Annotated in this window: 20 protein-coding genes; 5 read left to right on the top strand and 15 right to left on the bottom strand. The window is 73.9% G+C overall.

The features are described 5' to 3' along the window. Positions 1-46: 46 nt before the first annotated feature. The 4 genes from acnA to HIR71_RS04010 form a co-directional block, all read right to left on the bottom strand. A complete protein-coding gene (gene acnA / locus HIR71_RS04025) occupies positions 47-2884 on the bottom strand; it encodes an aconitate hydratase AcnA (protein ID WP_169323664.1) in 2838 nt (945 codons plus the stop codon). Between the two features lie 207 nt (positions 2885-3091). Beyond that, complete coding sequence (locus HIR71_RS04020) at positions 3092-3268, bottom strand: translation initiation factor 2 (protein WP_169323663.1); 177 nt, start codon at positions 3266-3268, stop codon at positions 3092-3094. A gap of 146 nt (positions 3269-3414) precedes the next feature. Next, entirely contained in the window at positions 3415-4755 is a 1341-nt protein-coding gene (locus tag HIR71_RS04015; protein WP_396030953.1) for a class I SAM-dependent RNA methyltransferase, read from the bottom strand. Then, positions 4745-6742, bottom strand: a complete 1998-nt coding sequence (locus HIR71_RS04010) for an APC family permease (protein WP_169323662.1) — start codon at positions 6740-6742, stop codon at positions 4745-4747. The genes HIR71_RS04015 and HIR71_RS04010 overlap by 11 nt, the downstream gene beginning before the upstream one ends. 113 nt (positions 6743-6855) lie before the next feature. Here HIR71_RS04010 and HIR71_RS04005 point away from each other — a divergent pair, with 113 nt between their 5' ends. Together HIR71_RS04005 and HIR71_RS04000 are read left to right on the top strand one after the other, a co-directional pair. Further along, complete coding sequence (locus HIR71_RS04005; protein WP_169323858.1) at positions 6856-7503, top strand: potassium channel family protein; 648 nt, start codon at positions 6856-6858, stop codon at positions 7501-7503. Beyond that, the gene (locus HIR71_RS04000) at positions 7503-8177 is read left to right on the top strand and encodes a potassium channel family protein (RefSeq protein ID WP_169323661.1); all 675 of its coding nucleotides are present in this window, start codon (positions 7503-7505) and stop codon (positions 8175-8177) included. The genes HIR71_RS04005 and HIR71_RS04000 overlap by 1 nt, the downstream gene beginning before the upstream one ends. Here the strand turns inward: HIR71_RS04000 and HIR71_RS03995 are convergent. The 4 genes from HIR71_RS03995 to dut form a co-directional block, all read right to left on the bottom strand. Then, entirely contained in the window at positions 8110-8784 is a 675-nt protein-coding gene (locus HIR71_RS03995; RefSeq protein WP_311836074.1) for a DUF3159 domain-containing protein, read from the bottom strand. The two genes, HIR71_RS04000 and HIR71_RS03995, sit on opposite strands and share 68 nt — an antisense overlap. After that, the gene (locus HIR71_RS03990) at positions 8777-9142 is read right to left on the bottom strand and encodes an OB-fold nucleic acid binding domain-containing protein (protein ID WP_169323659.1); all 366 of its coding nucleotides are present in this window, start codon (positions 9140-9142) and stop codon (positions 8777-8779) included. Before HIR71_RS03990 ends, HIR71_RS03995 begins: the two co-directional genes overlap by 8 nt. Positions 9143-9181: 39 nt before the next feature. Next, positions 9182-9991 (bottom strand): DUF3710 domain-containing protein, encoded by an 810-nt coding sequence (locus tag HIR71_RS03985; RefSeq protein WP_169323656.1) that lies wholly within the window; start codon positions 9989-9991, stop codon positions 9182-9184. 102 nt (positions 9992-10093) lie between these two features. Then, complete coding sequence (dut, locus tag HIR71_RS03980; protein WP_311836073.1) at positions 10094-10564, bottom strand: dUTP diphosphatase; 471 nt, start codon at positions 10562-10564, stop codon at positions 10094-10096. A gap of 83 nt (positions 10565-10647) precedes the next feature. Between dut and HIR71_RS03975 the strand changes: the two genes are divergently transcribed. After that, positions 10648-11127 (top strand): DUF3093 domain-containing protein, encoded by a 480-nt coding sequence (locus HIR71_RS03975; RefSeq protein ID WP_169323655.1) that lies wholly within the window; start codon positions 10648-10650, stop codon positions 11125-11127. A gap of 66 nt (positions 11128-11193) precedes the next feature. Here the strand turns inward: HIR71_RS03975 and HIR71_RS03970 are convergent, their stop codons facing one another. Next, positions 11194-11493, bottom strand: a complete 300-nt coding sequence (locus HIR71_RS03970; protein WP_146902053.1) for a DUF4193 domain-containing protein — start codon at positions 11491-11493, stop codon at positions 11194-11196. A gap of 136 nt (positions 11494-11629) precedes the next feature. Continuing rightward, on the bottom strand, positions 11630-12475 hold the full coding sequence (locus tag HIR71_RS03965; RefSeq protein ID WP_396030949.1) for an inositol monophosphatase family protein: 846 nt from the start codon (positions 12473-12475) through the stop codon (positions 11630-11632). A gap of 134 nt (positions 12476-12609) precedes the next feature. Between HIR71_RS03965 and sepH the strand changes: the two genes are divergently transcribed. Further along, a complete protein-coding gene (gene sepH / locus HIR71_RS03960) occupies positions 12610-13692 on the top strand; it encodes a septation protein SepH (protein ID WP_169323652.1) in 1083 nt (360 codons plus the stop codon). A 19-nt stretch (positions 13693-13711) separates the two neighbouring features. Here the strand turns inward: sepH and HIR71_RS03955 are convergent, their stop codons facing one another. Genes HIR71_RS03955 through HIR71_RS03940 form a run of 4 tightly spaced genes read right to left on the bottom strand, consistent with a single transcriptional unit; the run spans position 13712 to position 19044 of the window. Beyond that, positions 13712-14359, bottom strand: a complete 648-nt coding sequence (locus HIR71_RS03955; protein WP_169323650.1) for a thymidine kinase — start codon at positions 14357-14359, stop codon at positions 13712-13714. 17 nt (positions 14360-14376) lie between these two features. Further along, the gene (locus tag HIR71_RS03950) at positions 14377-15585 is read right to left on the bottom strand and encodes an alkaline phosphatase family protein (protein ID WP_169323648.1); all 1209 of its coding nucleotides are present in this window, start codon (positions 15583-15585) and stop codon (positions 14377-14379) included. Beyond that, positions 15582-16157 (bottom strand): DUF5998 family protein, encoded by a 576-nt coding sequence (locus HIR71_RS03945; protein ID WP_169323646.1) that lies wholly within the window; start codon positions 16155-16157, stop codon positions 15582-15584. The genes HIR71_RS03950 and HIR71_RS03945 overlap by 4 nt, the downstream gene beginning before the upstream one ends. Before the next feature lie 40 nt (positions 16158-16197). After that, positions 16198-19044 (bottom strand): bifunctional acetate--CoA ligase family protein/GNAT family N-acetyltransferase, encoded by a 2847-nt coding sequence (locus HIR71_RS03940; protein WP_169323644.1) that lies wholly within the window; start codon positions 19042-19044, stop codon positions 16198-16200. A gap of 112 nt (positions 19045-19156) precedes the next feature. Here HIR71_RS03940 and HIR71_RS03935 point away from each other — a divergent pair, with 112 nt between their 5' ends. Further along, a complete protein-coding gene (locus HIR71_RS03935) occupies positions 19157-21631 on the top strand; it encodes a DNA gyrase/topoisomerase IV subunit A (RefSeq protein ID WP_169323642.1) in 2475 nt (824 codons plus the stop codon). Between the two features lie 44 nt (positions 21632-21675). On the opposite strand, the gene HIR71_RS03930 is transcribed toward HIR71_RS03935, so the two are convergent. Continuing rightward, the gene (locus tag HIR71_RS03930) at positions 21676-22737 is read right to left on the bottom strand and encodes a GNAT family N-acetyltransferase (RefSeq protein ID WP_169323640.1); all 1062 of its coding nucleotides are present in this window, start codon (positions 22735-22737) and stop codon (positions 21676-21678) included. Positions 22738-22751 lie beyond the last annotated feature (14 nt).

Genomic DNA, 22751 nt, shown 5'->3' with positions numbered 1-22751 from the left:
CCCCGGGCGTCGACAGGGCGGACGGGCTGCTCAGGCGCTCAGGCGCTCAGTCGCTCACGAGCGAGCGCAGCACGTACTGCAGGATGCCGCCGTTGCGGTAGTAGTCCGCCTCGCCGGGGGTGTCGATGCGGAGCACCGCGTCGAACTCCACCGTCGAGCCGTCGCCCTTGGTGGCCGTCACCGTGAGCGTCCGCGGCGTCGTGCCCTCGTTGAGCGCCGTGACGCCCGCGATGTCGAACGTCTCGGTGCCGTCCAGGCCGAGCGAGTCCGCCGACTCCCCCGCCGGGAACTGCAACGGGAGCACGCCCATCCCGATGAGGTTCGAGCGGTGGATGCGCTCGAAGCTCTCGGTGATGACCGCCCGGACGCCGAGGAGGCTCGTGCCCTTGGCCGCCCAGTCGCGCGACGAGCCGGAGCCGTACTCCTTCCCGCCCAGGATCACCAGCGGCACACCCGCGGCGGCGTAGCCCTGCGCGGCGTCGTAGATCGTCGTCTGCTCGCCGGTGAGGTGGTTCACGGTGAAGCCGCCCTCGACGCCCGGCACCAGCTGGTTGCGGAGCCGGATGTTCGCGAACGTGCCGCGGATCATGACCTCGTGGTTCCCACGGCGCGAGCCGTAGGAGTTGAAGTCACGGCGGCCGATCCCGTGCTCCGCGAGGTAGGCGCCGGCCGGGCTGTCGGGCTTGATCGAGCCGGCCGGGCTGATGTGGTCGGTCGTGACCGAGTCACCCAGCTTGGCGAGCACGCGAGCTCCCGTGATGTCCGTGACCGGCTCCGGCGTCATGCCCATGCCGTCGAAGTACGGGGGCTTGCGGACGTACGTCGACTGCGGGTCCCAGGCGAACGTGGCGCCCTCGGGCGTCTGCAGCGAGCGCCAGCGGTCGTCGCCCGCGAACACGTCCGCATAGTTCTTCGTGAACATCTGGCGGTCGATCGCGGAGTCGATCGTCGACTGGACGTCCTGCGGCGCGGGCCAGATGTCCCGCAGGAACACCTGCTCCCCGCTCTGGGTCGTGCCGAGCGGCTGGTTCTCGAAGTCGAAGTCCATCGTGCCCGCGAGCGCGTAGGCGATCACCAGCGGCGGCGATGCCAGGTAGTTCATCTTCACGTCGGGGTTGATCCGGCCCTCGAAGTTGCGGTTGCCCGACAGCACCGAGACGACCGAGAGGTCGTGCTCGTTCACCGCGGCCGAGACCTCCTCGGGCAGCGGGCCCGAGTTGCCGATGCAGGTCGCGCAGCCGTAGCCGACCAGGTGGAAGCCGAGCTTCTCGAGGTAGGGCCACAGGCCCGCCTTCTCGTAGTAGTCGGTGACGACCTGCGAGCCGGGCGCCATCGACGTCTTGACCCACGGCTTGGCGGTGAGGCCCTTGGCGACCGCGTTCTTGGCGAGGAGCGCCGCGGCGAGCATGACCGACGGGTTCGAGGTGTTGGTGCACGACGTGATCGAGGCGATGACGACCGCGCCGTGGTCCAGCTCGGTCTCGGTGCCGTCCACCAGGGTGACCGGCACGCGCTTGTGCGGGCGGGTGACGCTGTCGCCGGCGTGGACGTGCGCGGGCTTGTCCGAGCTGTCCGCGTGCTCGCCGGCCGCGATCGGGTCGGAGGCCGGGAAGGTCTCGGCGACCGACTCGTCGAGCCCGGTGAAGGGCGCGGCGGCGGCTGCATCCACGTAGTCGAGGATCGAGGTGGCGAACGACTCCTTCGCCTCGGTCAGCGCGATGCGGTCCTGCGGGCGCTTGGGGCCGGCGATCGAGGGCACGACGCTCGACAGGTCGAGCTCGAGGTACTCGGAGAACACGGGCTCGACGTAGCCGGGCGCGTCGGGCGCGTGCCACAGGCCCTGCTCCTTGGCGTACGCCTCGACGAGCGCGAGCTGGTCCTCGCTGCGGCCCGTCAGACGCAGGTAGTCGAGCGTGACGCCGTCGATCGGGAAGATCGCGCAGGTCGAGCCGAACTCGGGCGACATGTTGCCGATCGTCGCGCGGTTGGCCAGCGGCACCTGAGCCACGCCGTCGCCGTAGAACTCGACGAACTTGCCCACGACGCCGTGCTGGCGCAGCTGCTCGGTGATCGTGAGCACGACGTCCGTCGCGGTCACGCCGGACGGGATGGTGCCCGTGAGCTTGAAGCCGACGACGCGCGGGATGAGCATCGAGACCGGCTGGCCGAGCATCGCGGCCTCGGCCTCGATCCCGCCGACGCCCCAGCCCAGCACGCCGAGGCCGTTGACCATCGTCGTGTGCGAGTCGGTGCCGACGCACGTGTCGGGGTAGGCACGGACGACCGTCGAGCCGTCGGCGCCGCGGGCCTCGCGCGTCATGACGCCGCGGGCCAGGTACTCGATGTTGACCTGGTGCACGATGCCGGTGCCGGGCGGGACGACCTTGAAGTCGTCGAACGCCGTCTGGCCCCAGCGCAGGAACTGGTAACGCTCGAAGTTGCGCTGGTACTCGAGCTCGACGTTGCGCTCGAAGGCGTCGGCACGCCCGGCCACGTCGATCTGGACCGAGTGGTCGATGACCAGCTCGGCGGGCGCGAGCGGGTTGATGCGCGCGGGGTCACCACCCAGGTCCGCCACCGCCTCGCGCATCGTCGCGAGGTCGACGACGCACGGCACGCCCGTGAAGTCCTGCATGACGACGCGCGCGGGGGTGAACTGGATCTCGGTGCTCGGCTCGGCCGCGGGGTCCCAGCCGGCCAGCGCGTGCACGTGGTCGGCCGTGATGTTGGCGCCGTCCTCGGTCCGCAGGAGGTTCTCCGCGAGGATCTTGAGGCTGTAGGGCAGCCGCTCGAGCCCGGGCACAGCGGCGAGGCGGTAGACCTCGTAGGAGGTCTGGCCGACCTCCAGGGTCCCCTTCGACCCGAACGTGTCGACGTTGCTCACTCATGACTCCTTCACCTGGCGGGTGTCCGGCGGCAGTGGGCCGCCGGACGACGACGGCACCGACCACCTGGGGGCGCCGCCGCACGATATCTCGACGTCAAGATACATCGTAGCGCGTCGACGGTCCGCGGGTGCCGCGCGCCGCGCCGACCACCCACCCGCGCGCGTCGTCGCGCGACTCCCCGGTGACCGCGGGACGCGGGCGGCTCAGCCCTGGGACGTGCGCTGCGCGAGCGTCTCCGCGAGCCTGCGCTCGTGCTCGACGGCGCGCTGGTGCGCCCGGGGGTCGTACTCGGGGGTCCCGGTCTTGCGAGCCTCCGCCGCGGCGATCCTGCTGGCCTCGACGTACCGCCGGGCGACGTCGTCCTGGTGCTCCTCCGTCACAGCGACTCCCCTCCTCCGGTGGGCACCCGGCCGCGCACCGGCGCCCAGTGCCTCGACGCTATGCCGGAGAGGTGAACCTGGCCAGCCCTGCGCCCCGCCGAGCCCTCGCGGGCCGCCCCCCGTGCGCCGCCCCCTCAGCCCTGCCGTCAGCCGCGGTCGAGCACGGCCACGCACTCGACGTGGTGGGTCATCGGGAAGAGGTCGAACGCCCGCAGGCCGGCCAGGTCGTACCCGTGACCCGCGAAGTACGACAGGTCGCGCGCGAGCGCCGCCGGGTCGCACGCGACGTAGACCACACGGTCGGGGCGGAGCGCGGCGATCGACCCGACGACGGCGCGACCGGCGCCCGAGCGAGGCGGGTCGAGCACGACGGCGTCGGCGTGCACCACGTCCGAGTCGGCGTCGACGGTCCCCTCGAGGACCCGTGCGACCTCGCCGTGGTGCAGCTCGACGTTCGGGCGGTCGTGGACGTTGCGGCGCGCGTCCCGGACCGCCCGCTCGTCCCCCTCGACCAGGACGACCTCGCCGGTCGGGCCGACCGCGTCGGCGAGCGGGAGCGTGAAGAGGCCCGCGCCCGCGTAGAGGTCGAGCACGGTCGCGCCCTCGACCTCGCCCAGCGCGGCGAGCACCGCGTCGGCGAGCAGGCCGGGCGCCTCGCGGTGCACCTGCCAGAACCCGTCTGCCGCCACCCGGTAGGTGTGCTCGCGACCCGCCACGACGACCCGCTCGCGGACGCTCGTGCGGGCGTTGGGCCGGGTGTCCGCGCGGCCGCCCGCGAACGGCACGCCGTCGACCAGGATCATCGGCGCCTGGTCATCCGCGGGCGCGACGGCCTCGATCCGGACCCCGGGCCGCCAGGTGCGGTCGAACAGCCCGAGCCCGGCGATCGCCTCGCTCGCGAGCGGCATGGCGGTCAGCGGGTGGATGTCGTGGGACCGGAACCCGCGCATCCCGGCCCGGCCCTCGGCGTCGACCACGAGGTCGATGCGCGTGCGCCAGCCCAGGCCCCCCTGCTCGTCGTCGCCGGGAGCAGCCTCGACGACCACGTCGCGCTCGAGCCGCGCCAGGCGCTGGAGCTGCTCCGCCACGACCGCGGCCTTCCACGCGCGCTGCGCGGGCAGGGCGACGTGCGCGAGCTCGCCGCCGCCGACGCCGCCCGGGCCGGCCGCCGGCCAGGCCGAGGGGACGCGGTCGGGGGACGCCTCGAGCACCTCGACGGCGTCGGCCCGCCAGAAGCTCGCGTCCGAGTCGGCGTCGGTCAGCCGGACGACCACGCGCTCCCCCGGCAGGCTGTGCCGCACGAACACCACGCGGCCACCCGGGCGGTCGTCCGTCGGTGCCAGCCGGGCGACGCAGTGGCCGCCGTGCGCGACCGGCCCGACCTCGAGCTCCACGAGCTCGCCGGCCGCCGAGGCCACGCCCGTGCGAGGCGGACGCGCCCGGTTCGGGGTGCGGTGCGGGCGACGGCGGGCGTGGTCAGTAGGCACGCGGCACCGTACCCCGGACGTCGTCGTCCAGCCCCGTCTGCCCCTCGGACGAGGCGAGCTGCCACGGCACCGACGCGACGACCACCCCGGGGGTGAAGAGCAGGCGGCCCTTGAGCCGCAGCGCGCTCTGGTTGTGCAGGAGCTGCTCCCACCAGTGCCCGACGACGTACTCGGGGATGTAGACCACGACGAGGTCCCGGGGGCTCTCGCGCCGGATCGAGCGGACGTAGTCGATGATCGGCCGCGTCACCTCGCGGAAGGGCGAGTCGAGGACCTTGAGCCGGACCGGCAGGTCGAGCGCCTCCCACGCCGTGCGCAGCTCGGCGACGTCGTCGGGGTCGACGCCCACGGTCACGGCCTCGAGAACCTGCGGCCGGGAGGCGCGCGCGTACGAGATGGCCCGCATCGTCGGCTTGTGGAGCCGCGAGACCAGCACGATGGCGTGGACCCGGCTCGGGAGGGCGCGCGCGGCCGCGGGATCGTCCAGGGCGAGCTCCGCGCGGACCAGGTCGTAGTGCCTGCGGATCGCCTTCATGGTGACGAACACGATCGCCATGGCGAGGATCGCGATCCAGGCACCGTGCGTGAACTTGGTGACGAGGACGACGACGAGCACGGTCCCGGTCATGCCGAGCCCGATCGCGTTGATCAGCCGCGAGCGCGTCATCCGGGCCCGTGCCTGGGGGCCGGGCTCGGTCCGCAGGTGCCGGGTCCAGTGCCGGACCATCCCGAGCTGGCTCACCGTGAACGAGACGAACACGCCGACGATGTAGAGCTGGATGAGCCGGGTGACCTGGGCGTCGAACGCGACGATCAGCGCGATCGCGGCGAGCGCGAGCGTGACGATCCCGTTCGAGAACGCGAGCCGGTCGCCCCGAGTGTGCAGCTGGCGCGGGAGGTAGCCGTGCTTGGCGAGGATCGAGCCGAGCACCGGGAACCCGTTGAAGGCGGTGTTGGCCGCGAGCACCAGGATCAGGCCCGTCACGGCCGAGACCACGTAGAAGGCCACCGGGAACCCGCGGAACACCGCGTCGGCCAGCTGGCCGATGACCGGGTGCTGCACGTAGTCGTCGGGCACCGGCCGCCCGTCGACCCGCAGCTGGGAGAGGTCTTGCGCGTAGCGCACGCCCGTGAGGTTCGCGAGGACGAGGATCGACAGGATCATCGTCACCGAGATGCCGCCGAGCAGCGCGAGCGTCGTGGCGGCGTTGCGGCTCTTCGGCTTGCGGAACGCGGGCACGCCGTTGCTGATCGCCTCGACCCCCGTGAGCGCGGCGGAGCCGGATGCGAACGCGCGCAGCACGAGGAACCCGCCGGCCAGACCGGTGAGCCCCTCGTCGAGCCCGGGTGCCCCCAGCAGCTCGAAGCCGGCGCTCTCCGCCGCCGGCAGGTTGCCCGCCCACGACCGCACGAAGCCGACGACCGCCATCGTGCCGATCGACAGCATGAAGAGGTACACCGGGATCGCGAAGGCGCGGCCCGACTCCTTGACCCCCCGGAGGTTGGCGATCGTCAGCAGGACGACGAGGGCGACCGCGAAGGCGGTCTCGTTCCCCCGCAGCGCCGGGATCGCGCTCGCCGCGTACTGCGCGCCCGACGAGATCGAGACCGCGACCGTCAGCACGTAGTCCACCAGGAGCGCGCTGGCCACGCCCACGCCCGCGTTGGCGCCGAGGTTGACGGTCGCGACCTCGTAGTCGCCGCCGCCGGACGGGTAGGCGTGCACGTTCTGCCGGTAGGACGCCACCACCGTGAGCATCACGACGGCGACCGCGAGGCCGACCCACGGCGAGATCACGAGCGCCCCCACGCCCGCGAGCGAGAGCGTGAGCAGGATCTCGTCCGGGGCGTACGCCACCGACGACAACGCGTCCGACGCGAACACCGGCAGGGCGATGCGCTTCGGCAGGAGCGTGTGCCCCATGCGGTCGCTGCGGACAGGGCGTCCGATCAGCAAGCGTTTGGCGGCATCCGAGATGTCCGACACGACAGTCATGCTAGGCACTCCGGCAGACGTCGGACGCCGCGAAGGCCCCGCCACGCCCGCTGCGTGCTCCCAGGCCGGACGGTATAGCGTGACCGGCTGTGCACTTCGTCATCATGGGCTGCGGCCGCGTCGGCGCGACGCTCGCGCAGTCGCTCGAGAGCCAAGGGCACTCGGTCGCGGTCATCGACCAGAACCCGGAGTCCTTCCGCCGCCTCGACGCCGACTTCTCGGGGCGCAAGGTCACGGGTCTCGGGTTCGACCGGGACACCCTCGCGCAGGCCGGCATCGACGACGCCTACGCCTTCGCGGCGGTCTCCGACGGCGACAACTCGAACATCGTGGCGGCTCGCGTGGTGCGCGAGACCTACGGAGTGGACCGGGTCGTGGCGCGCATCTACGACCCCCACCGCGCGGAGATCTACCAGCGTCTGGGCATCCCGACCGTCGCGACCGTCCGCTGGACGGCGGACCAGGTCCTGCGCCGCCTGCTCCCGATGGGTGCGACAGACGAGTACCGCGACTCGTCGGGCCAGATCCGGCTGCTGCAGATGGACGTCCACCCCGCCTGGTACGGCCGGCCGCTGCGCCTGGTGGAGCAGGCCACCGGGTCACGGGTCGCGTTCGTCCAGCGGTACGGCGACGGCCTGCTGCCGACGAGCGACAGCGTGCTCCAGGAGAACGACGTGCTGCACATGCTCGTCCGGACGCCGGACGCGGCCGCGGTCGAGCGCGTCCTCACCCGCGTCCCGGTGGAGAGCTGATGCGCGTCGTCATCGCAGGCGCCGGGTCCGTCGGCCGGTCCATCGCGCGCGAGCTCCTCGCCCACGGTCACGAGGTGACGATCATCGACCGCCAGCCGTCCGCGATGCGCGTCGCCCAGGTCGCCGACGCCGAGTGGCTGCTCGCCGACGCGTGCGAGCTGCCGACGCTCACCGAGGCCAAGGTGGACGAGTGCGACGTCGTGGTCGCCGCCACGGGGGACGACAAGGCGAACCTGGTCATCGCGCTGCTGTCCAAGACCGAGTACGGGGTGCCGCGCACGGTCGCGCGCGTCAACAACCCGAAGAACGAGTGGATGTTCGACGAGAGCTGGGGCGTCGACGTCGCCGTCTCGACACCGCGCATCATGACCGCGATGGTCGAGGAGGCCGTCTCGGTCGGCGACCTCGTGCGGATCTTCACGTTCCACCAGTCGGGCGCGGACATCCTCGAGATCACGCTCCCGGTCGGGTCCTCGCTGGCCGGGCTGCGCGTGGGTCAGGTCGTGTGGCCGACCGACACGGTGCTCGCGTGCATCGTGCGGGGCGACCAGCCGATCGCGCCGAGCCCGGACGACACCCTCGAGGAGGGTGACGAGCTGATGTTCGTCACCGGTCGCCAGGCGGACGAGAAGGAGCTCGAGCGACTGCTGGGGTCCGGACCAACAACCAGGTGAGCCACAGGGTCAGGGCCCAGAGCGGCACGCCCATCGCGAGCCGCGCCGTGCCGAGCCAGCCCACCTCGGCGCCGAGGTAGAGCGGGACCTGGACCACGAGCCGCAGGCCGAACATGCCCACCCAGAGCCACGTCGCGAACGAGTACGCGCGGCGCAGGCGCCGATCGGCGCGCCAGGACGTCCCCTCGCCCCGCAGCAGACCCACGACGACCCCGACGAGCGGCCAGCCCACGAGCAGCGACACGAGGCACGCGGCCAGGTAGCCCGCGTTGGTCCACAGCCCCACGACGAAGTAGTCCTGCGCCTGCCCCGACCGCGCGGCCCAGAACACGCCCACCGCGACCCCGACGACGCCGGCGAGCGCCTGGGTCACGGGGGTGCGCTGCAGCAGCCGGACGACGACGGCGGCCAGCGTGACCGCCGACGCCGCCACGAGCGCGGGCGTCAGGGCGCTGGTGACGAGGTAGACGACGACGAAGACGAGCCCCGGCGCGACCGACTCGGCCACCCCGCGGACACCGCCCGTCGCCTCGGCCACGGAGAACTCGGACCCGGTCAGCGCGCGCAGCCCGTTGTTCTTCTCGGCGGGCTCGGAAGGCTCACTCACCGTGGCGGGGCTGGAGCTCGTAGCGGGGATTGTAGATGGTCGACCGGCCGACGACCGTGCACGCCATGCCCTCGAACGAGCCACGCCGGCCCGGTTCGATGCCGCTGATCTCCCGGCGGCCCAGCCAGACGAGGTCGACCGTGCCCGTGCCGTCGTACAGCTCGGCCTCGAGCGCCGGGACGCCCTCACGGGGACGAAGGGTGACCGAGCGCAGGACGCCGTTGACCGTCGAGCGACGCCGGTCGGGGAGGTCGCGGACCGCGGTGCAGCCGGCCTTGGCCGACTCGTGCCGCTCCTCGTCCGCCTCGAGCTCCGCCTGGGAGGCGAAGACGTGCTGGAGAGCGCTGCGCAGGCTCATGGTCGGTGGTCCGTTCCGGTGCAGGCGGGCGTCACGGCGTCAGTGGATCTCGGTGATCTCGGGGCCGCGCTCGAGCGGGTCGAAGGCCGGCGGTCCCTGCGCGGGTGCGCCATCGGGCGTCCCGGGGACGAGCGGGGAGCCCTGCCCCGGCAGGCGGAGCGGCAGCAGGTCGCGCGGCGCGCGCGCGTCCGACCCGCGGACGACGACGATGTCACCGAAGAGCTCCTCGAGCTCGCGCGCCGCCTCGGGGTCGACGGCGGCCTTGCCCGTCAGCACGCCGCGCAGGAACCACCGCGGGCCGTCGTGGCCGATGAAGCGGGCAGGACGGTGGCCCGTGCGACCCTCGGGGGTGCGCACCTGGAGCCGCGCCAGGAGCTCACGCCCGAACGGCCCCGGGAGGTCGTCGGCAGACCCGCCCTGCTTGGTCACCGACTCGGCGATCTCGGCGCGGATCTCGTCCCAGATGCCCTCGGTCCGCGGTGCCGCGAACGCCTGCACCTGGAGAGCGGAGCCGTGGAGGTTGAGCGCGACCGCGGTGACCTGATCGGACCTCTTGTCGATCTCCATGCGGAGCTCCATGCCGGGCACCCCGGGCACCCACAGGGCGCCGAGGTCGACCCGGCGACCCACGCCGTCGACGTCGTGCTCGTCCCACGGCCCGCCGACGCGGCGGTCCGTGCCGGCGTCCCCCGGGCCGCTGAACGGCGTGACGTCGGCGGTCACGCCCTCGTCGGACGTGTCGCCCGCGGGAGCCGGGCCGGTCGCCTCGGCGTCGGCGCCCTCGACCGCCTCGCTGCCGACGGCGTCATCGGCGGCGCGATCCTTCGCGCCGCGTCGGAACAGACCCACGTGTGCATCCCTTCTCGACCGCACTCTCCAGCCGGCACGCCCGGACGGGGCGTGCCGAGGTGCGGCACCATGTCGACCCTAAGCCGGACGGCGGTGCCGAACCTACCCCCCGGCTGCGTTCCAGCCCCCGCTCGAGCCGAAGCCACCCTCACCCCGGCGGGAGCCCGGCAGCGACTCGACCCGCACGAAGCGCGCGCGCTCGACCCGCTGGACGACGAGCTGGGCGATGCGGTCGCCCCGCGCGAGCTCGAGCGGGGCGACCGGGTCGGTGTTGAGCAGCGTGATCTGGATCTCGCCGCGGTACCCCGCGTCGACCGTGCCAGGCGCGTTGACGATCGTGAGCCCATGGCGTCGGGCGAGGCCCGAGCGGGGGTGGACGAGCCCGACGTACCCGTCGGGCAGCGCGATCGCGACGCCCGTCGGCACCGTCACGCGTCCCTGCGGCGGGATGACGACGTCGACGCGCGTCACGAGATCGGCCCCCGCGTCGCCGGGGTGCGCGTACGCCGGAGCGGGCAGGTCGTCGTCGAGCAGCAGGAGCAGGACCTCGAGGTCCGTGTCGGCGCGGGTCACGGCGGACGACTCTAGACCGGTTCGGCCGTCCCGCTGCACCCCTGCCGGGGCGGATCCCACACGACCGGTGGGATGCTGGGGCCATGACTCCTCCTTCGACGTCGTCGACCGCCCTCACCTTCCACGAGCGGCTCTGGCCCGGTCCGCTCGGGTGGGTCGGGGTCGTGGCGTTCGGGGTCGTCCTCGGCGCCGCGCTGTACCCGGTGGACAGCACGGTGGCCGTCGTGGTCGGCCTGGTCGGCCTCGTCATCGGGCTCGTGGCCATGGTGCGATGGACCCCCACGGTCGCCGTGGTCGACGGCGAGCTCCGCGCCGGCGACGCCCACATCCCGCTGGCCCTGCTCGGCGAGGTCCGACCCCTCGACGCCGAGGCCACCCGCGTCGAGCTCGGCCCGGCGCTCGACGCCCGCGCCTACGTCTGCCTGCGGGCCTGGGCGCGCACCGGGGTCCGGGCCGAGGTCCTCGACCCGGCGGACCCCACGCCCTACTGGCTCGTCTCGACCCGGCGACCGGCTGCGCTCGCACGCGCCGTCGCGCAGGAACGGACGAGCCCGGGAGAGTAGCGCTCCTGGGCTCGTCCGTTGGTACGTGTGGTCAGCGCGATCCCTGCGGACAGTGGGCCGGGCTGGTCAGGCGGCACACTCCGTGCACACGGGCTGACCGTTCTTCTCGAACGCCAGCTGGCTGCGGTGGTGCACCAGGAAGCAGCTCGAGCACGTGAACTCGTCCGCCTGCCGAGGCAGGACGCGGACGGACAGCTCCTCGCCGGAGAGGTCCGCGCCCGGGAGCTCGAAGCCCTCGGCCGCCTCGGTCTCGTCCTCGTCGACAACCCCCGAGCTCTTGTCCGAGCGCCGCGCCTTGAGCTCCTCGAGCGAGTCCTCGCTGAGGTCCTCCTCGGTCTTGCGAGGGGCGTCGTAGTCCGTTGCCATCTTGTGTGGTCACACTCCGTGTCATGTCGAGTCAGTGGTCTACGCGTGAGTAATGCGCACGAGGGCCCGGATGTTCCCGGGCGCAGGGATTGTGCACCATTTTCCTGGGGGCTGCACGTACGGCCGGGTCGCGCGGTCAGGCGCCGCTCGCCGCGCCGTGGGCCTCGAGGATCCGGACCAGCTCCCGCGCGCTCGCGGGCGGGCCGGCGACGGTCATCGCCTCTCCGGCGGGCGCGCCGTGCAGGCCGCTGACCACCGCGCCGGCCTCCGCCGCGACGAGCGCCCCGGCGGCCAGGTCCCAGGGCTTGAGCCCTCGCTCGTAGTAGAGGTCGAGGTTGCCCCCGGCCACGAGGCACAGGTCGAGCGCGGCGGCGCCCATCCGGCGGACGTCCCGGACGTGCGGGAGCACCTGCGCGAGCAGCAGGGCCTGCTCGGTGCGTCGCTGCCGGGTGTACGAGAAGCCGGTGGCGAGGAGGGACTCCGCCAGCGGGCGCGCCGCGTTGACACGCACCCGCTGCCCGTCGAGGAACGCGCCGAGCCCCCGGCCCGCGGTCCACGTCCGGCCGTCCGGCACCGCATGCACCGCGCCCGCGACGGCCGTCCACGTCGCGGGCGCGGTCTCGCCGGCGACGACGGCGACGGAGACGGCGTAGGCGGGGATCCCGTACAGGTAGTTGACCGTGCCGTCGATCGGGTCGACGACCCAGGTCAGACCGGAGGAGCCGGGCCGGAACTCACCCTCCTCGCCCAGGACGGCGTCGTCGGGCCGGTGCTCGGCGAGGAGCGAGCGCAGCAGCTCCTCCGACGCCACGTCCATCTGCGTCACCACGTCCACGGGGCTCGACTTGGTCGCCGCGACGTCGACCCGGTCGGGCCGCCCCTCGAGGACGAGCGCGCCGGCCGCACGGGCCAGGCGCGCGGCGAGCTCCATGAGGACGGTGGTCGTGGCGGCGTCGGGCAGGACGGGCGGCGGCGTGGTCACGTCCTCATCCTGCCCCAGCCGCGTCGTGACCGAGGTGCGAGGGCCTGCAGGGTCGAGCCGACGCCGCGCCGCGTCGGTGCCGCCGTTCGGCGCGTCGAGGTGGCACCCTTCTGGGTGAGGTACCGGGAGGTCGCATGGGTGAGCTGGAGCTGGTAGGCCTGCACGAGGACGGGGAGCACCTCGTCCTGGCAGGTCCCGACGGGCAGCGGTTCCGGCTGCGGATCGACGAGCCGCTGCGTGCGGCGGTGCGACGCGATCGTCCGCAGCTCGAACAGCTGCGCGCCGAGGGTGCGGGCACCCTGTCGCCGCGGGAGATCCAGGCCCGCATCAGGTCGGGTCGCTCGGCGCAGGACGTCGCCGACTCGGCGGGGGTCGCGGTCGAGCACGTCCGCCGCTACGAGGGACCGGTGCTCGCCGAGCGCGAGTTCGTCGCGAGCCAGGCGCGCGCTGCGCGCGTCGGCCGGGAGACGGGTGCGCCCGTCCTCGGTGACCTGGTGACCGACCGGCTCGCCGCACGCGGCGTCGACGTCGGGTCGATCGAGTGGGACGCCTTCCGCGAGGGGTCGGGCTCATGGACGGTGGCCGTGCGCTTCCGCACCGGTGAGGACCCGCGCGAGGCCCTGTGGTCGTTCGACACGCAGGCCCGGTCGGTGCAGGCGCTCGAGGACGAGGCGCGGTGGCTCTCCGAGACCGAGCTCGCGGACGAGCCCATCCCCCGGCGTCACCTCGCCGCTGTGCGGGACGCCGTCTTCGACGTCCAGGCCGACGGCGCGATCCGACCCGTCCTCGCCTCGGTCGACGCTCCTGTCGCGACGTCGGAGCCGGAGCCGGACGACGTGACGGCCGCCCTGCTCGACGACCTCCGGACGAAGCGGGGCGTGCGCCAGCAGCTCGAGCTGCCGGACGAGGACGACGACGGCGAGGCGTTCGAGGGCTTCGGGCCGCAGCACATGTTCGACCTCGGTCCGGCGGGCGAGCCACCCGCCGCTCACCCGCCGCACTCCGACCCCGGGTCCGCGACCGACGCGACGGTCCTGCCGGCGAGCCCACGCCGGCTCGCGCGTCGCACGAAGACCCCGGTGGCGCTCGAGCCCGACGAGCCGCACCCTGACGAGGCGGTGCCGCCGCCGCTCGCGGAGCGTCCGCGCGGCGGCCGCAAGGGGCGTGCGAGCGTGCCGAGCTGGGACGAGATCGTCTTCGGCGCGAAGCCGGAGTAGCCGCCGGCTCCAGGAGCCCTCAGACGTCGAGGTCGAGGGTCTGCGCCGACGGTGACGCGACGCGTGCCGCGACTGACGTCATGCGACGCATGTGGTGGCGGCGGCACAGCACCTCGTACGCGACCTCGCCCGGGTCCGCCTCGGTGTCGCCGACCACGACCTGAGCGCCCTCGACCACCATGATGCCGTCGACGGTGCGGGCGTTGTGCGTGGCCCTCGCACCGCACCAGCACAGCGCCTGGACCTGGAGCTCCTCGACCCGGTCGGCGAGCTCGATCAGGCGCTGCGACCCGGGGAACAGCCGGGTCCGGAAGTCTGCCGTGATGCCGAACGCGAACACGTCGACACCCATCTCGTCGACCAACCTGGCCAGCTGCTCGACCTGCGTCGGCGAGTAGAACTGCGCCTCGTCGCAGATGAGGTAGTCCACCCGGTCGCCCCGCATGCGGCGCGTGACCACCTCGGCCCAGAAGTCGGTGGCGTCACCGACTTCGTACGCCGCCGTCCGCAGGCCGAGACGCGAGGAGAGCACGTCCGTCCCCGCGCGGTCGTTGCGCGTGAAGATCACCCCGCCGCGGCCGCGCGCCGCGTGGTTGTGGTCCATCTGCAGCGCCAGGGTCGACTTGCCGCTGTCCATCGTCCCGGAGAAGAACGCGAGCTCTGCCACGGCCCGTCGCCTCCGGGCTACCGGTGCACCACGAGGAGCGGGACGTGCATCTCCTCGGGCGTGAACGAGCCGTGGACGCCGAGCAGCTCCATCGAGGCGGCGGTCTGCGTCCGGGAGTCGACGACAGTGGCCCTGCCGGTCATCGCCGCGACGACGTCACCGAGGAGGGGCCGCACGTGCTCGGAGACGGGTCCGAACCACCCCGCCGCGATCGCGTCGTCGCGCGTGGCGACGACGGCCGCGTCGCCGAGCGTCGCGCGCCAGCGGTCGGCGACGTCGTCCGCGGCGGCGAGCGTGCCCGACGTGGTGTGCACGTGCAGGGCGCGCGGCTCCCCCGCGACGAGCTCGACGCCGTCGGACAGCGCCGGGGTGCGCGCGACGTCCCACCGTCGAGCCGGGTCGACGGCGACCATGCCGTGGTCCGCCGTGACGACCATGGACGTGCCCGGCGGGAGCGCCCTGGCCAGGCGGGCCAGCTCGCGGTCGAGGGCGCCCAGCTCGTCTCCCCACTGCCACGAGCCCGGACCGAAGTGGTGGCCCGCCTTGTCGACCTCGCCCCAGTACAGGTAGACGAGGGCCGGGCCCATGAGCTCGTAGACAGCGGCGTCGACCCGGTCGGAGAGCCGCTCGGCGCGGTGGTAGCCGCCACCACGCAGGGCGGCCTCCGTCAGCCCCGACCCTGCGAAGCGCGCGGGGCCGACCGACGTCACCGGGATTCCCGCCGCCGCGACGCTCTCGAAGATCGTCGGCTCCCGCTGCCACTCGCGGGGGTCACCGAGCCCGTCCCACGACACGAGGTTCCCGAGAGCCCTCGTCGCGGGGTTGCGCGCGGTGTAGCCGACCATGGCCGTGCGGCCGGGACCCGTGCCGGTGCCGAACAGGCCCATCGCGGCTGCGGTGGTCGAGGGGAACCCGGTGGCGAGGACCGTCCCCGCGTCGAGCAGCGAGCGCAGGAACGGCGCGTGCCCCGAGCGCTCGCTCAGGTTCAGGTGCCCGAGCCCGTCCACGAGCACGACGACGGCCCGCTGGACCGTGGGCAGGCCGAGGAGGGACCGCGCGTGCGCACCGGTGCCGACCCCGGTGGTGACCTCGACGCCGAGCGCGTCGGCCACCGCCGGCAGCACGGCCCCGAGGGAGCCGCGACCGTACCGGGGTGCGACCAGCCCTGCCTGGGCCAGGTCGGGCAGCGGGCGTGCCCCGACGGGCGTGCGCCCCGCGTCGCTCATCGGGTGCGCGAGCTGGCCGCCGACAGCGTGCGCGCGAAGTCGACCGCCGCCCGGACCGCACCGGGACCCTCCGCCTGGGCGCTGATCCGCACGACGATGTCGTCAGGCGTCATCGACCCGGTCAGGCCGTGGTCCGCCTCGCAGGCCGGGTCCGGGCACGTGGCCGGCTCGAGGTCGATCCGTGAGACCGCGCCCCAGCCGATCGCGAGCGTGAGCTCGGCCGGTCCCGTCCCGGTCTCGTGCGTCGCGGGCGACGCGATCACGTGGGTGAGCGCGACCGAGCGCAGCTCGGCCAGCGGCACGGCCTCGGTGGTCGCCGACGCGCTCGCCGCCGGGTGGTGGCTGTCGGCCGGGTGGTCGTCGACGTGCGAGACCACGAGCCGGGTGGGCGTCAGCACCAGCACGGTCACGTGCCGGCGCACCTCGTCGGCGTCGAACGTCGTCTCCGGGTGCACGAGGTGCGCGACGACGGTCTCGTCCGCCAGGGCGACGTCGAGCACGTCGGCGACGAGGTCGGGGTAGTAGCCCGCACGGTCGAGGTCCTGGCGCAGGTCGGTGGTGGTTCCGGTCACCCGTGCATCCTTCCACCCCGCGGGCAGGCGGTCATCTCGCTCATGCCGGCAGCGACCGGCGCGAGCCGTCGGCGCGCGTCGCCTCCTCGACCTGCACGCGCGCGGAGAGCACCGCCGCGCCCCTCTCGGCGACCACGACCGGGTGCAGCTCGAGGCTCCGCACCTCGGGGAGGTCCGCCGCCAGCACCGAGACGCGCGCGAGCACGTCCTCGAGAGCGGTGACGTCGGCGGACGGCAGCCCGCGGTACCCGAAGAGACGGGGCGACGCGCGTGCGGACCGCACGAGCTCGGCGACGTCGACGTCGGTGAGCGGCGGGATGCCGTACGCGACGTCGTCGAGCAGGTCGACCGCGTCGCCCGCGAGACCGAACGACACGACCGGGCCGAACAGCGGGTCCTCGGCGCTGCGGATCACGCAGGCCACGCCCGACGGCGCCATCCGCTGCACCTCGAGGGGCGCGTCGGTCGCGCCCACCTGCGCGGCCCGCTCCCGCAGGTGCGCGTACGCGCCGCGCAGGTCCTCCACGTCACCGAGGTCGAGGCGGACGCCCCCCAGGTCGGCACGGTGGCGCAGGAGCGGCGACGTGCTCTTGAGGGCGACCGGCCAGCCGAGCTCCTCGGCCGCCGCGACCGCCTCGTCCACGCCGGCGACGGTGATGCCCGTCCACACGTCGATGCCGTAGCACGCGAGCAGCTCGAGGGCAGCCGCCGGGCCGAGCGGGACCGGGCCGCGGCCCTGTCGCCCACGCAGGTGAGCGGCGACGATCGCGCGGGCACGCACGCGGTCGATCCCCGGCGGGTGGACGGGCTGACCCCGGTCCGCGGCACGCCAGGCGGCGTAGCGCGCCACCGCGCCGAGCGCGACGACGGCCCCCTCGGGGGTCGAGTAGGCGGGAACGGTCCACCGACGACGGGCGGGCGCCGTCTCGTCCGCCTGCGCCACGTCGTGCGGCGGGGTCGCGACCGCCGGCTCGTCCGGGGCCGCCGCCGTCAGGTCGTCGGTGATCCCGTGCAGCCCGAGCACGCACGCCACCGTGGCGACACCGGAGCCCGCGGCGGCCGCCGCCACGGCGCGCACGAGCCGCGGTGAGCTGGTCCCCACGGTCGGGACCTGCACCACGACGACGACGTCGCAGCTCCCGTCCCGGTAGAGCGCATCGAGCTCGGCCGTGAGCGTGGTCTGGTCGGCGTCCTCGGAGTAGAGCACCACGCGCCCCTCGTGGTCGAGGCCGGCCGACGCGGCTGCCTCCGCCACGAGCGCGACCATCGACGACGCGCTGCCGACGATGCCGACCCGGCGGCCGCGCGGCAGGGGCTGGTGGGCGACGAGCTGCGCGATGTCGAGCATCCGGTGCGTGTTCTGCGCGCGGATCACGCCCGACTGCCGGAACATCTCCTCGAGCGTGCGGCGCGGCGACCTCGTCGCGCGCACGGCGTGCCCGGGCGGCACGACCTGTCCTGACTGCCCCGCGGTCACGACGATCACGGGTTTCACCGCGGCCAGCCGGCGCGCGATCCGCGAGAACTTGCGGGGATTCCCGATCGACTCGAGGTAGAGGCCCGCAACCGAGGTGGCGGGGTCCTCCTGCCAGAACTGCATGAGGTCGTTGCCGGACACGTCCGCGCGGTGGCCGGCAGAGAAGAACGACGACACGCCGAGGTTGCGGTTCGCGACGGAGTTGAGGATCGGCACGGCCATCGGCGCCGACTGGCAGAACAGCCCCAGCTCACCGGGCGGCGGGAGGTCCGCGGCGAGCGAGGCGTTGAACGGCGGGTCGGCCGCCGCGTCGAAGAAGCCGTACGAGGCGGGCCCCACGAGTCGCATCCCACCCGCGTGCGCCGTACGCACGAGCGCCCGCTGCAGCGCGAGCCCGGTGCCGCCGGTCTCGGCGAACCCGGTCGACAGGACGACGACGCCACGGACCCCGAGCGGCCGCAGCCGGCGCACGACCACCACGACGTCGGCGGCCGGCAGCGCCACGACCGCGAGCTCGACCGGACCCGGGACGTCCTCGACCCGGTCCCAGCTCCGCACCTCCGGACCGCCCGCGGGGGCCTGCGGGATGTCCTCGGCCCGCAGCCCGACGACGTGCAGGACCCGGGTCCCCCCGGTCGTGAGGCTGTGCGCTCCCCGCCGGACGAGCCGGTCGAGCACCGAGCCGGGCGCGGCGCCCGGCGAGCCGACCAGCAGCACCGAGCGGGCCGACATCACCCCCTGCACGCTGCGGGCCTCCGCGCGGTGCTCGCGGTCCGCCATCACGGCTTGGGACCGGTCGGTCGGGTCGATGTCGAACGACACCGTGACGACGCCGTCGTCGACGGTCTGCGCGACGTCGAAGCCCGCCTCCCGGAACACCGCGATCATCCGGCCGTTCTGCGGCAGCACCTCGGCGGTGAACCGGCGGACACCCCGCTCGCGCGCCGCTGCGGCGAGGTGCTCGAGCAGGACCGAGCCGAGCCCCCGGCCGTGGTGCGCGTCGGCGATGTTGAACGCCACCTCGGCCGCGTCGGGTCCGACGCGGTCGTAGCGCGCGACGCCGATGATCTGCTCGGTGGGCTGCTCGTCCGCGCCCGGGGCGGCCGCCGGCAGGTCCTGCACCGCGATCAGCGCGACCCGGTCGTGGTGGTCGACGATGGTGAACCGCGCGAGGTCCCGCTCCGACAGCCTGCTCAGCGGCGCGAAGAAGCGCAGGTACGTCGACCGCTCGGACTGGGCCACGTGGAACGCCTGCAGGGCGTCGGCGTCCGTCGGGGCGATCGGTCGCAGGTGCGCCGTCCCGCCGTCACGCAGCACGACGTCGGCCTCCCAGCCGGCCGGGTACGGCGCGCTCGCCGCGTCGATCGCGGGCGCGTCGGCCGCGGGGGGCACGGCGTCGGGGCTGGCCATGGCTCCAGGTTAGGGGCCGCGACCGCGCGCCTGACCACCACCTGCGCCGGTTGGGGAGACAATGACCGACGGACACCACGCCGTCGACGTCACTCGAGGAGCCGCATCACCCATGGCGCGCCGTACCGCCACCCCCGCGCCCCTGCCCGAGGACTTCACCGAGACCATCGTCGACATCGACGTCTCGACCGAGATGCAGGGCTCCTTCCTCGAGTACGCGTACTCGGTGATCTACGCGCGCGCTCTCCCGGACGCGCGCGACGGCCTCAAGCCGGTGCAGCGCCGCATCCTCTTCCAGATGGCCGAGATGGGCCTGCGCCCGGACCGTGCGCACGTGAAGTCGGCGCGCGTCGTCGGCGAGGTGATGGGCAAGCTGCACCCGCACGGTGACGCCTCGATCTACGACACGCTCGTCCGCCTCGCGCAGCCCTTCGCCCTGCGGCTCCCGCTGGTCGACGGGCACGGGAACTTCGGCTCGCTCGACGACGGCCCGGCCGCCCCGCGGTACACCGAGGCGCGGCAGGCGCCCGCCGCGCTCGTGATGACGACGGGGCTCGACGAGGACGTCGTCGACTTCGTGCCGAACTACGACAACAAGCTGATGCAGCCCGAGGTGCTGCCCGCGGCGATCCCCAACCTCCTGGTCAACGGTGCGTCGGGCATCGCGGTGGGGATGGCCACGAACATGGCCCCGCACAACCTCGTCGAGGTCGTCGCGGCGGCGCGCCACCTGGTCGCGCACCCCGAGGCCACGCTCGAGGACCTCATGCGGTTCGTGCCCGGGCCCGACCTGCCGGGCGGCGGCAAGATCATCGGGCTCGACGGCGTGCGCGACGCCTACCGGACCGGCCGCGGCGCGTTCCGCACGCGGGCCACGAGCCGGATCGAGAACGTCACCCCTCGGCGCAAGGGCGTCGTCGTCACCGAGCTGCCGTCCATGGTGGGCCCCGAGCGCGTGATCGAGAAGATCAAGGAGGGCGTCCAGGCCAAGAAGCTCACGGGCATCACGAGCGTCGTCGACCTGACGGACCGCTCGCACGGTCTCCGGCTCGTCATCGAGGTGAAGACCGGGTTCAACCCCGAGGCCGTGCTCGAGCAGCTCTACCGGTACACGCCGCTCGAGGACGCGTTCAACATCAACAACGTCGCGCTCGTCGACGGTCAGCCGCGCACCCTCGGCCTCCGTGAGCTTCTGGTGGTCTGGGTCGAGCACCGGATCGACGTCGTGCGGCGTCGCTCGCGCTTCCGCCTCGCGAAGCGGCAGGAGCGGTTGCACCTCGTCGAGGGGCTGCTCGTCGCGATCCTCGACATCGACGAGGTCATCCAGGTCATCCGCACGTCGGACGACGGCGACGCGGCGCGGACCCGGCTGCGCGACGTCTTCGACCTGTCCGAGGCGCAGGCCGAGTACATCCTCGAGCTGCGCCTGCGCCGGCTCACCAGGTTCTCGCGGATCGAGCTCGAGAAGGAGCAGTCCCAGCTCGCCGAGGAGATCGCGGAGCTCGAGGCGGTCCTGGCCGACGACGCCCTCCTGCGCACGATGGTCTCGGACGAGATGGCGGAGGTTGCGCGCCTGCACGGCACGCCACGCCGGACCATCCTGCTCGACTCGGCGGGCGGCGGCGGCCCGGTGGCTGCCTCGGCCCGGACGGCGACCCCCCTCGAGATCGAGGACACGCCGTGCTGGGCCCTCCTGTCCGGGACCGGTCTCCTCGCGCGCACCTCCGACGACCGTCCACCGGCGCGGGTAGGCGCCCGCCACAAGCACGACGTGCTGCGGACCGTCGTGCCGACGACGACGCGCGGCGAGATCGGTGCCGTGACCTCGCGCGGTCGGCTGGTGCGGCTCCCGATGCTCGACCTCCCGGGGCTGCCGCCAACCGACGGCCCGCCGAGCCTGTCGGGCGGCGTGCCGGTGAGCGAGGTCCTGGCGCTGCTGCCGGGCGAGCGGGTCATCGCCCTGTCCTCGCTCGACCAGGGTGCGCCGACGCTCGCGCTCGGGACGGCGTCGGGCGTCGTGAAGCGCGTGGCGCCGGGCGACGCGCCGTCGAACAAGGACGCGTGGGACGTCATCGCGCTCAAGGACGGTGACGAGGTGGTCGGCGCGGGAGCCGCGACAGACGCCGACGAGCTCGTGCTCATCAGCTCGGAGGCGTCGCTCCTGCACTTCTCCGCGTCGTCGGTCCGCCCGCAGGGCCGTGCGGCCGCCGGCATGGCGGGGATGAAGCTCCCGGAGGGGCAGCAGGTGGTCTTCTTCGGTGTCACGGCGCCTGTGCCCGAGGGCGCGGACGAGCACGAGTACGCCGTGGTGACCGTCGCCGGCTCCCGGTCTGCCCTGCCGGGCACGCAGCCCGGTGCGGTCAAGACGACCCCCCTGGCGGCGTACCCGGGGAAGGGGCGCGCCACCGGCGGCGTGCGTGCGCACCGCTTCCTCAAGGGCGAGGACACGCTCCTGCTCGCGTGGGTCGGGCTCGCTCCCCCGCGCGCCGTGGGGTCGGCGGGGCAGCCGCTCGAGCTGCCTCCGGTGGACCCGCGCCGCGACGGGTCCGGAGTCGCGCTGCCCGCGCCGGTGCACGCGATCGGCTGACCTGACGCCGCGGGCCGGGCCGGGTCTGGCCGGGCTGGGCCCGGTCAGATCTCGATCGAGTACATTACCGACCCGCTCGTGGGCTCGAACCCCACGCGCGCGTACAGCCCGTGCGCGCCCGTCGGGTTCTCCGTGTCGACGTCGAGCACCGCGTGCTCGAGCCCGTCGGCGCGGTACGCGTCCATCGCGGCCGCGAGGAGCGCGACGGCGACACCCCGGCCGCGCCACGGCCGCCGGACGCCGAGCTGGCTCACGTAGCCGAACGTGTACCCGCGCACCGGCCAGTCGTGCTCGAACCGGGCCGACATGAGGTAGCCGGCGACGGCGGGGCGCCCGTCCTCGGCCGCGTCGTCGTCCAGCACCGCGAAGCTCCACCCGGGGGCGAACGCCGGACGGCCGGATCGCCACTGCTCGGCCGTCCGTGGCTGGCTGCCCCAGTGGTCGGCGAAGGCCTCGTTGTGCGCGAGCCGGACGGCGTCGTCGAGCTCCTCGCCCCACGGCACCAGTCGCAGCCCGGACGCGAGCGATGCCTGCGGGGACGGCGTCGCGAGGTCGCGACGCATCGTCGTGTACCACCGCCGCGGCGCGAACCCGCCCGCCGCGTACAGCCGTCGCTCGGCCTCCGAGTCGTTCTCGAGGAACGTCATCAGCCGCGCAGGGGCGTCCCGCCCGCTCTCGACCAGGAGCTGCCGGCCCCGGGCGTCGAGCCAGTGCAGCAGGCCCCGCCCGATCCCCTGCCCGCGGCGGGCCGGGTCGACGCCGCCGTGGAGGTACGCCCGGATGATGCTGACGTCACCGGGTGACACCTCGGCGAAGCCGAACGCCCGGAGCGTGCCGTCGGGCTCGACGGCGCCCAGCGTGTCGCGCGCCAGGTCCTTCCACGAACCCTCGAGCCACTCGAGCACCTCGTCCGGCGAGGTGCGGTACGGCGGCTCGTCGGCATCCTCGACGCGGCCGACCAGCGCGGTCAGAGCGGTGGCGTCGGCCAGGGTCAGGGGCCGCCAGACGAGCCCGGCCACCGGCGCGGGCGTCGGGACGGTGCGTGGCGCGGCCGCGCGCACGACGAGAGGGGAGGCAGCGGCCGGCTGGGTCGACGACGTGGACATTGCGCCACGGTAGC

Source organism: Cellulomonas fimi, assembly GCF_012952065.1.
Taxonomy (GTDB): domain Bacteria; phylum Actinomycetota; class Actinomycetes; order Actinomycetales; family Cellulomonadaceae; genus Pengzhenrongella; species Pengzhenrongella fimi_A.
This window is presented reverse-complemented; position numbering and strand designations above follow the sequence as displayed.

What these genes read in the sequence shown, in the direction of transcription:
- HIR71_RS03930 (WP_169323640.1), bottom strand. Translation starts at nt 22,737, where the DNA reads ATGTCCACGTCGTCGACCCAGCCGGCCGCTGCCTCCCCTCTCGTCGTG.
- HIR71_RS03970 (WP_146902053.1), bottom strand. Translation starts at nt 11,493, where the DNA reads ATGGCAACGGACTACGACGCCCCTCGCAAGACCGAGGAGGACCTCAGC.
- HIR71_RS04005 (WP_169323858.1), top strand. Translation starts at nt 6,856, where the DNA reads ATGGGCTGCGGCCGCGTCGGCGCGACGCTCGCGCAGTCGCTCGAGAGC.
- HIR71_RS04000 (WP_169323661.1), top strand. Translation starts at nt 7,503, where the DNA reads ATGCGCGTCGTCATCGCAGGCGCCGGGTCCGTCGGCCGGTCCATCGCG.
- HIR71_RS03940 (WP_169323644.1), bottom strand. Translation starts at nt 19,044, where the DNA reads ATGGCCAGCCCCGACGCCGTGCCCCCCGCGGCCGACGCGCCCGCGATC.
- sepH (WP_169323652.1), top strand. Translation starts at nt 12,610, where the DNA reads ATGGGTGAGCTGGAGCTGGTAGGCCTGCACGAGGACGGGGAGCACCTC.
- HIR71_RS03935 (WP_169323642.1), top strand. Translation starts at nt 19,157, where the DNA reads ATGGCGCGCCGTACCGCCACCCCCGCGCCCCTGCCCGAGGACTTCACC.
- HIR71_RS03990 (WP_169323659.1), bottom strand. Translation starts at nt 9,142, where the DNA reads ATGAGCCTGCGCAGCGCTCTCCAGCACGTCTTCGCCTCCCAGGCGGAG.
- HIR71_RS03975 (WP_169323655.1), top strand. Translation starts at nt 10,648, where the DNA reads ATGACTCCTCCTTCGACGTCGTCGACCGCCCTCACCTTCCACGAGCGG.
- HIR71_RS03950 (WP_169323648.1), bottom strand. Translation starts at nt 15,585, where the DNA reads ATGAGCGACGCGGGGCGCACGCCCGTCGGGGCACGCCCGCTGCCCGAC.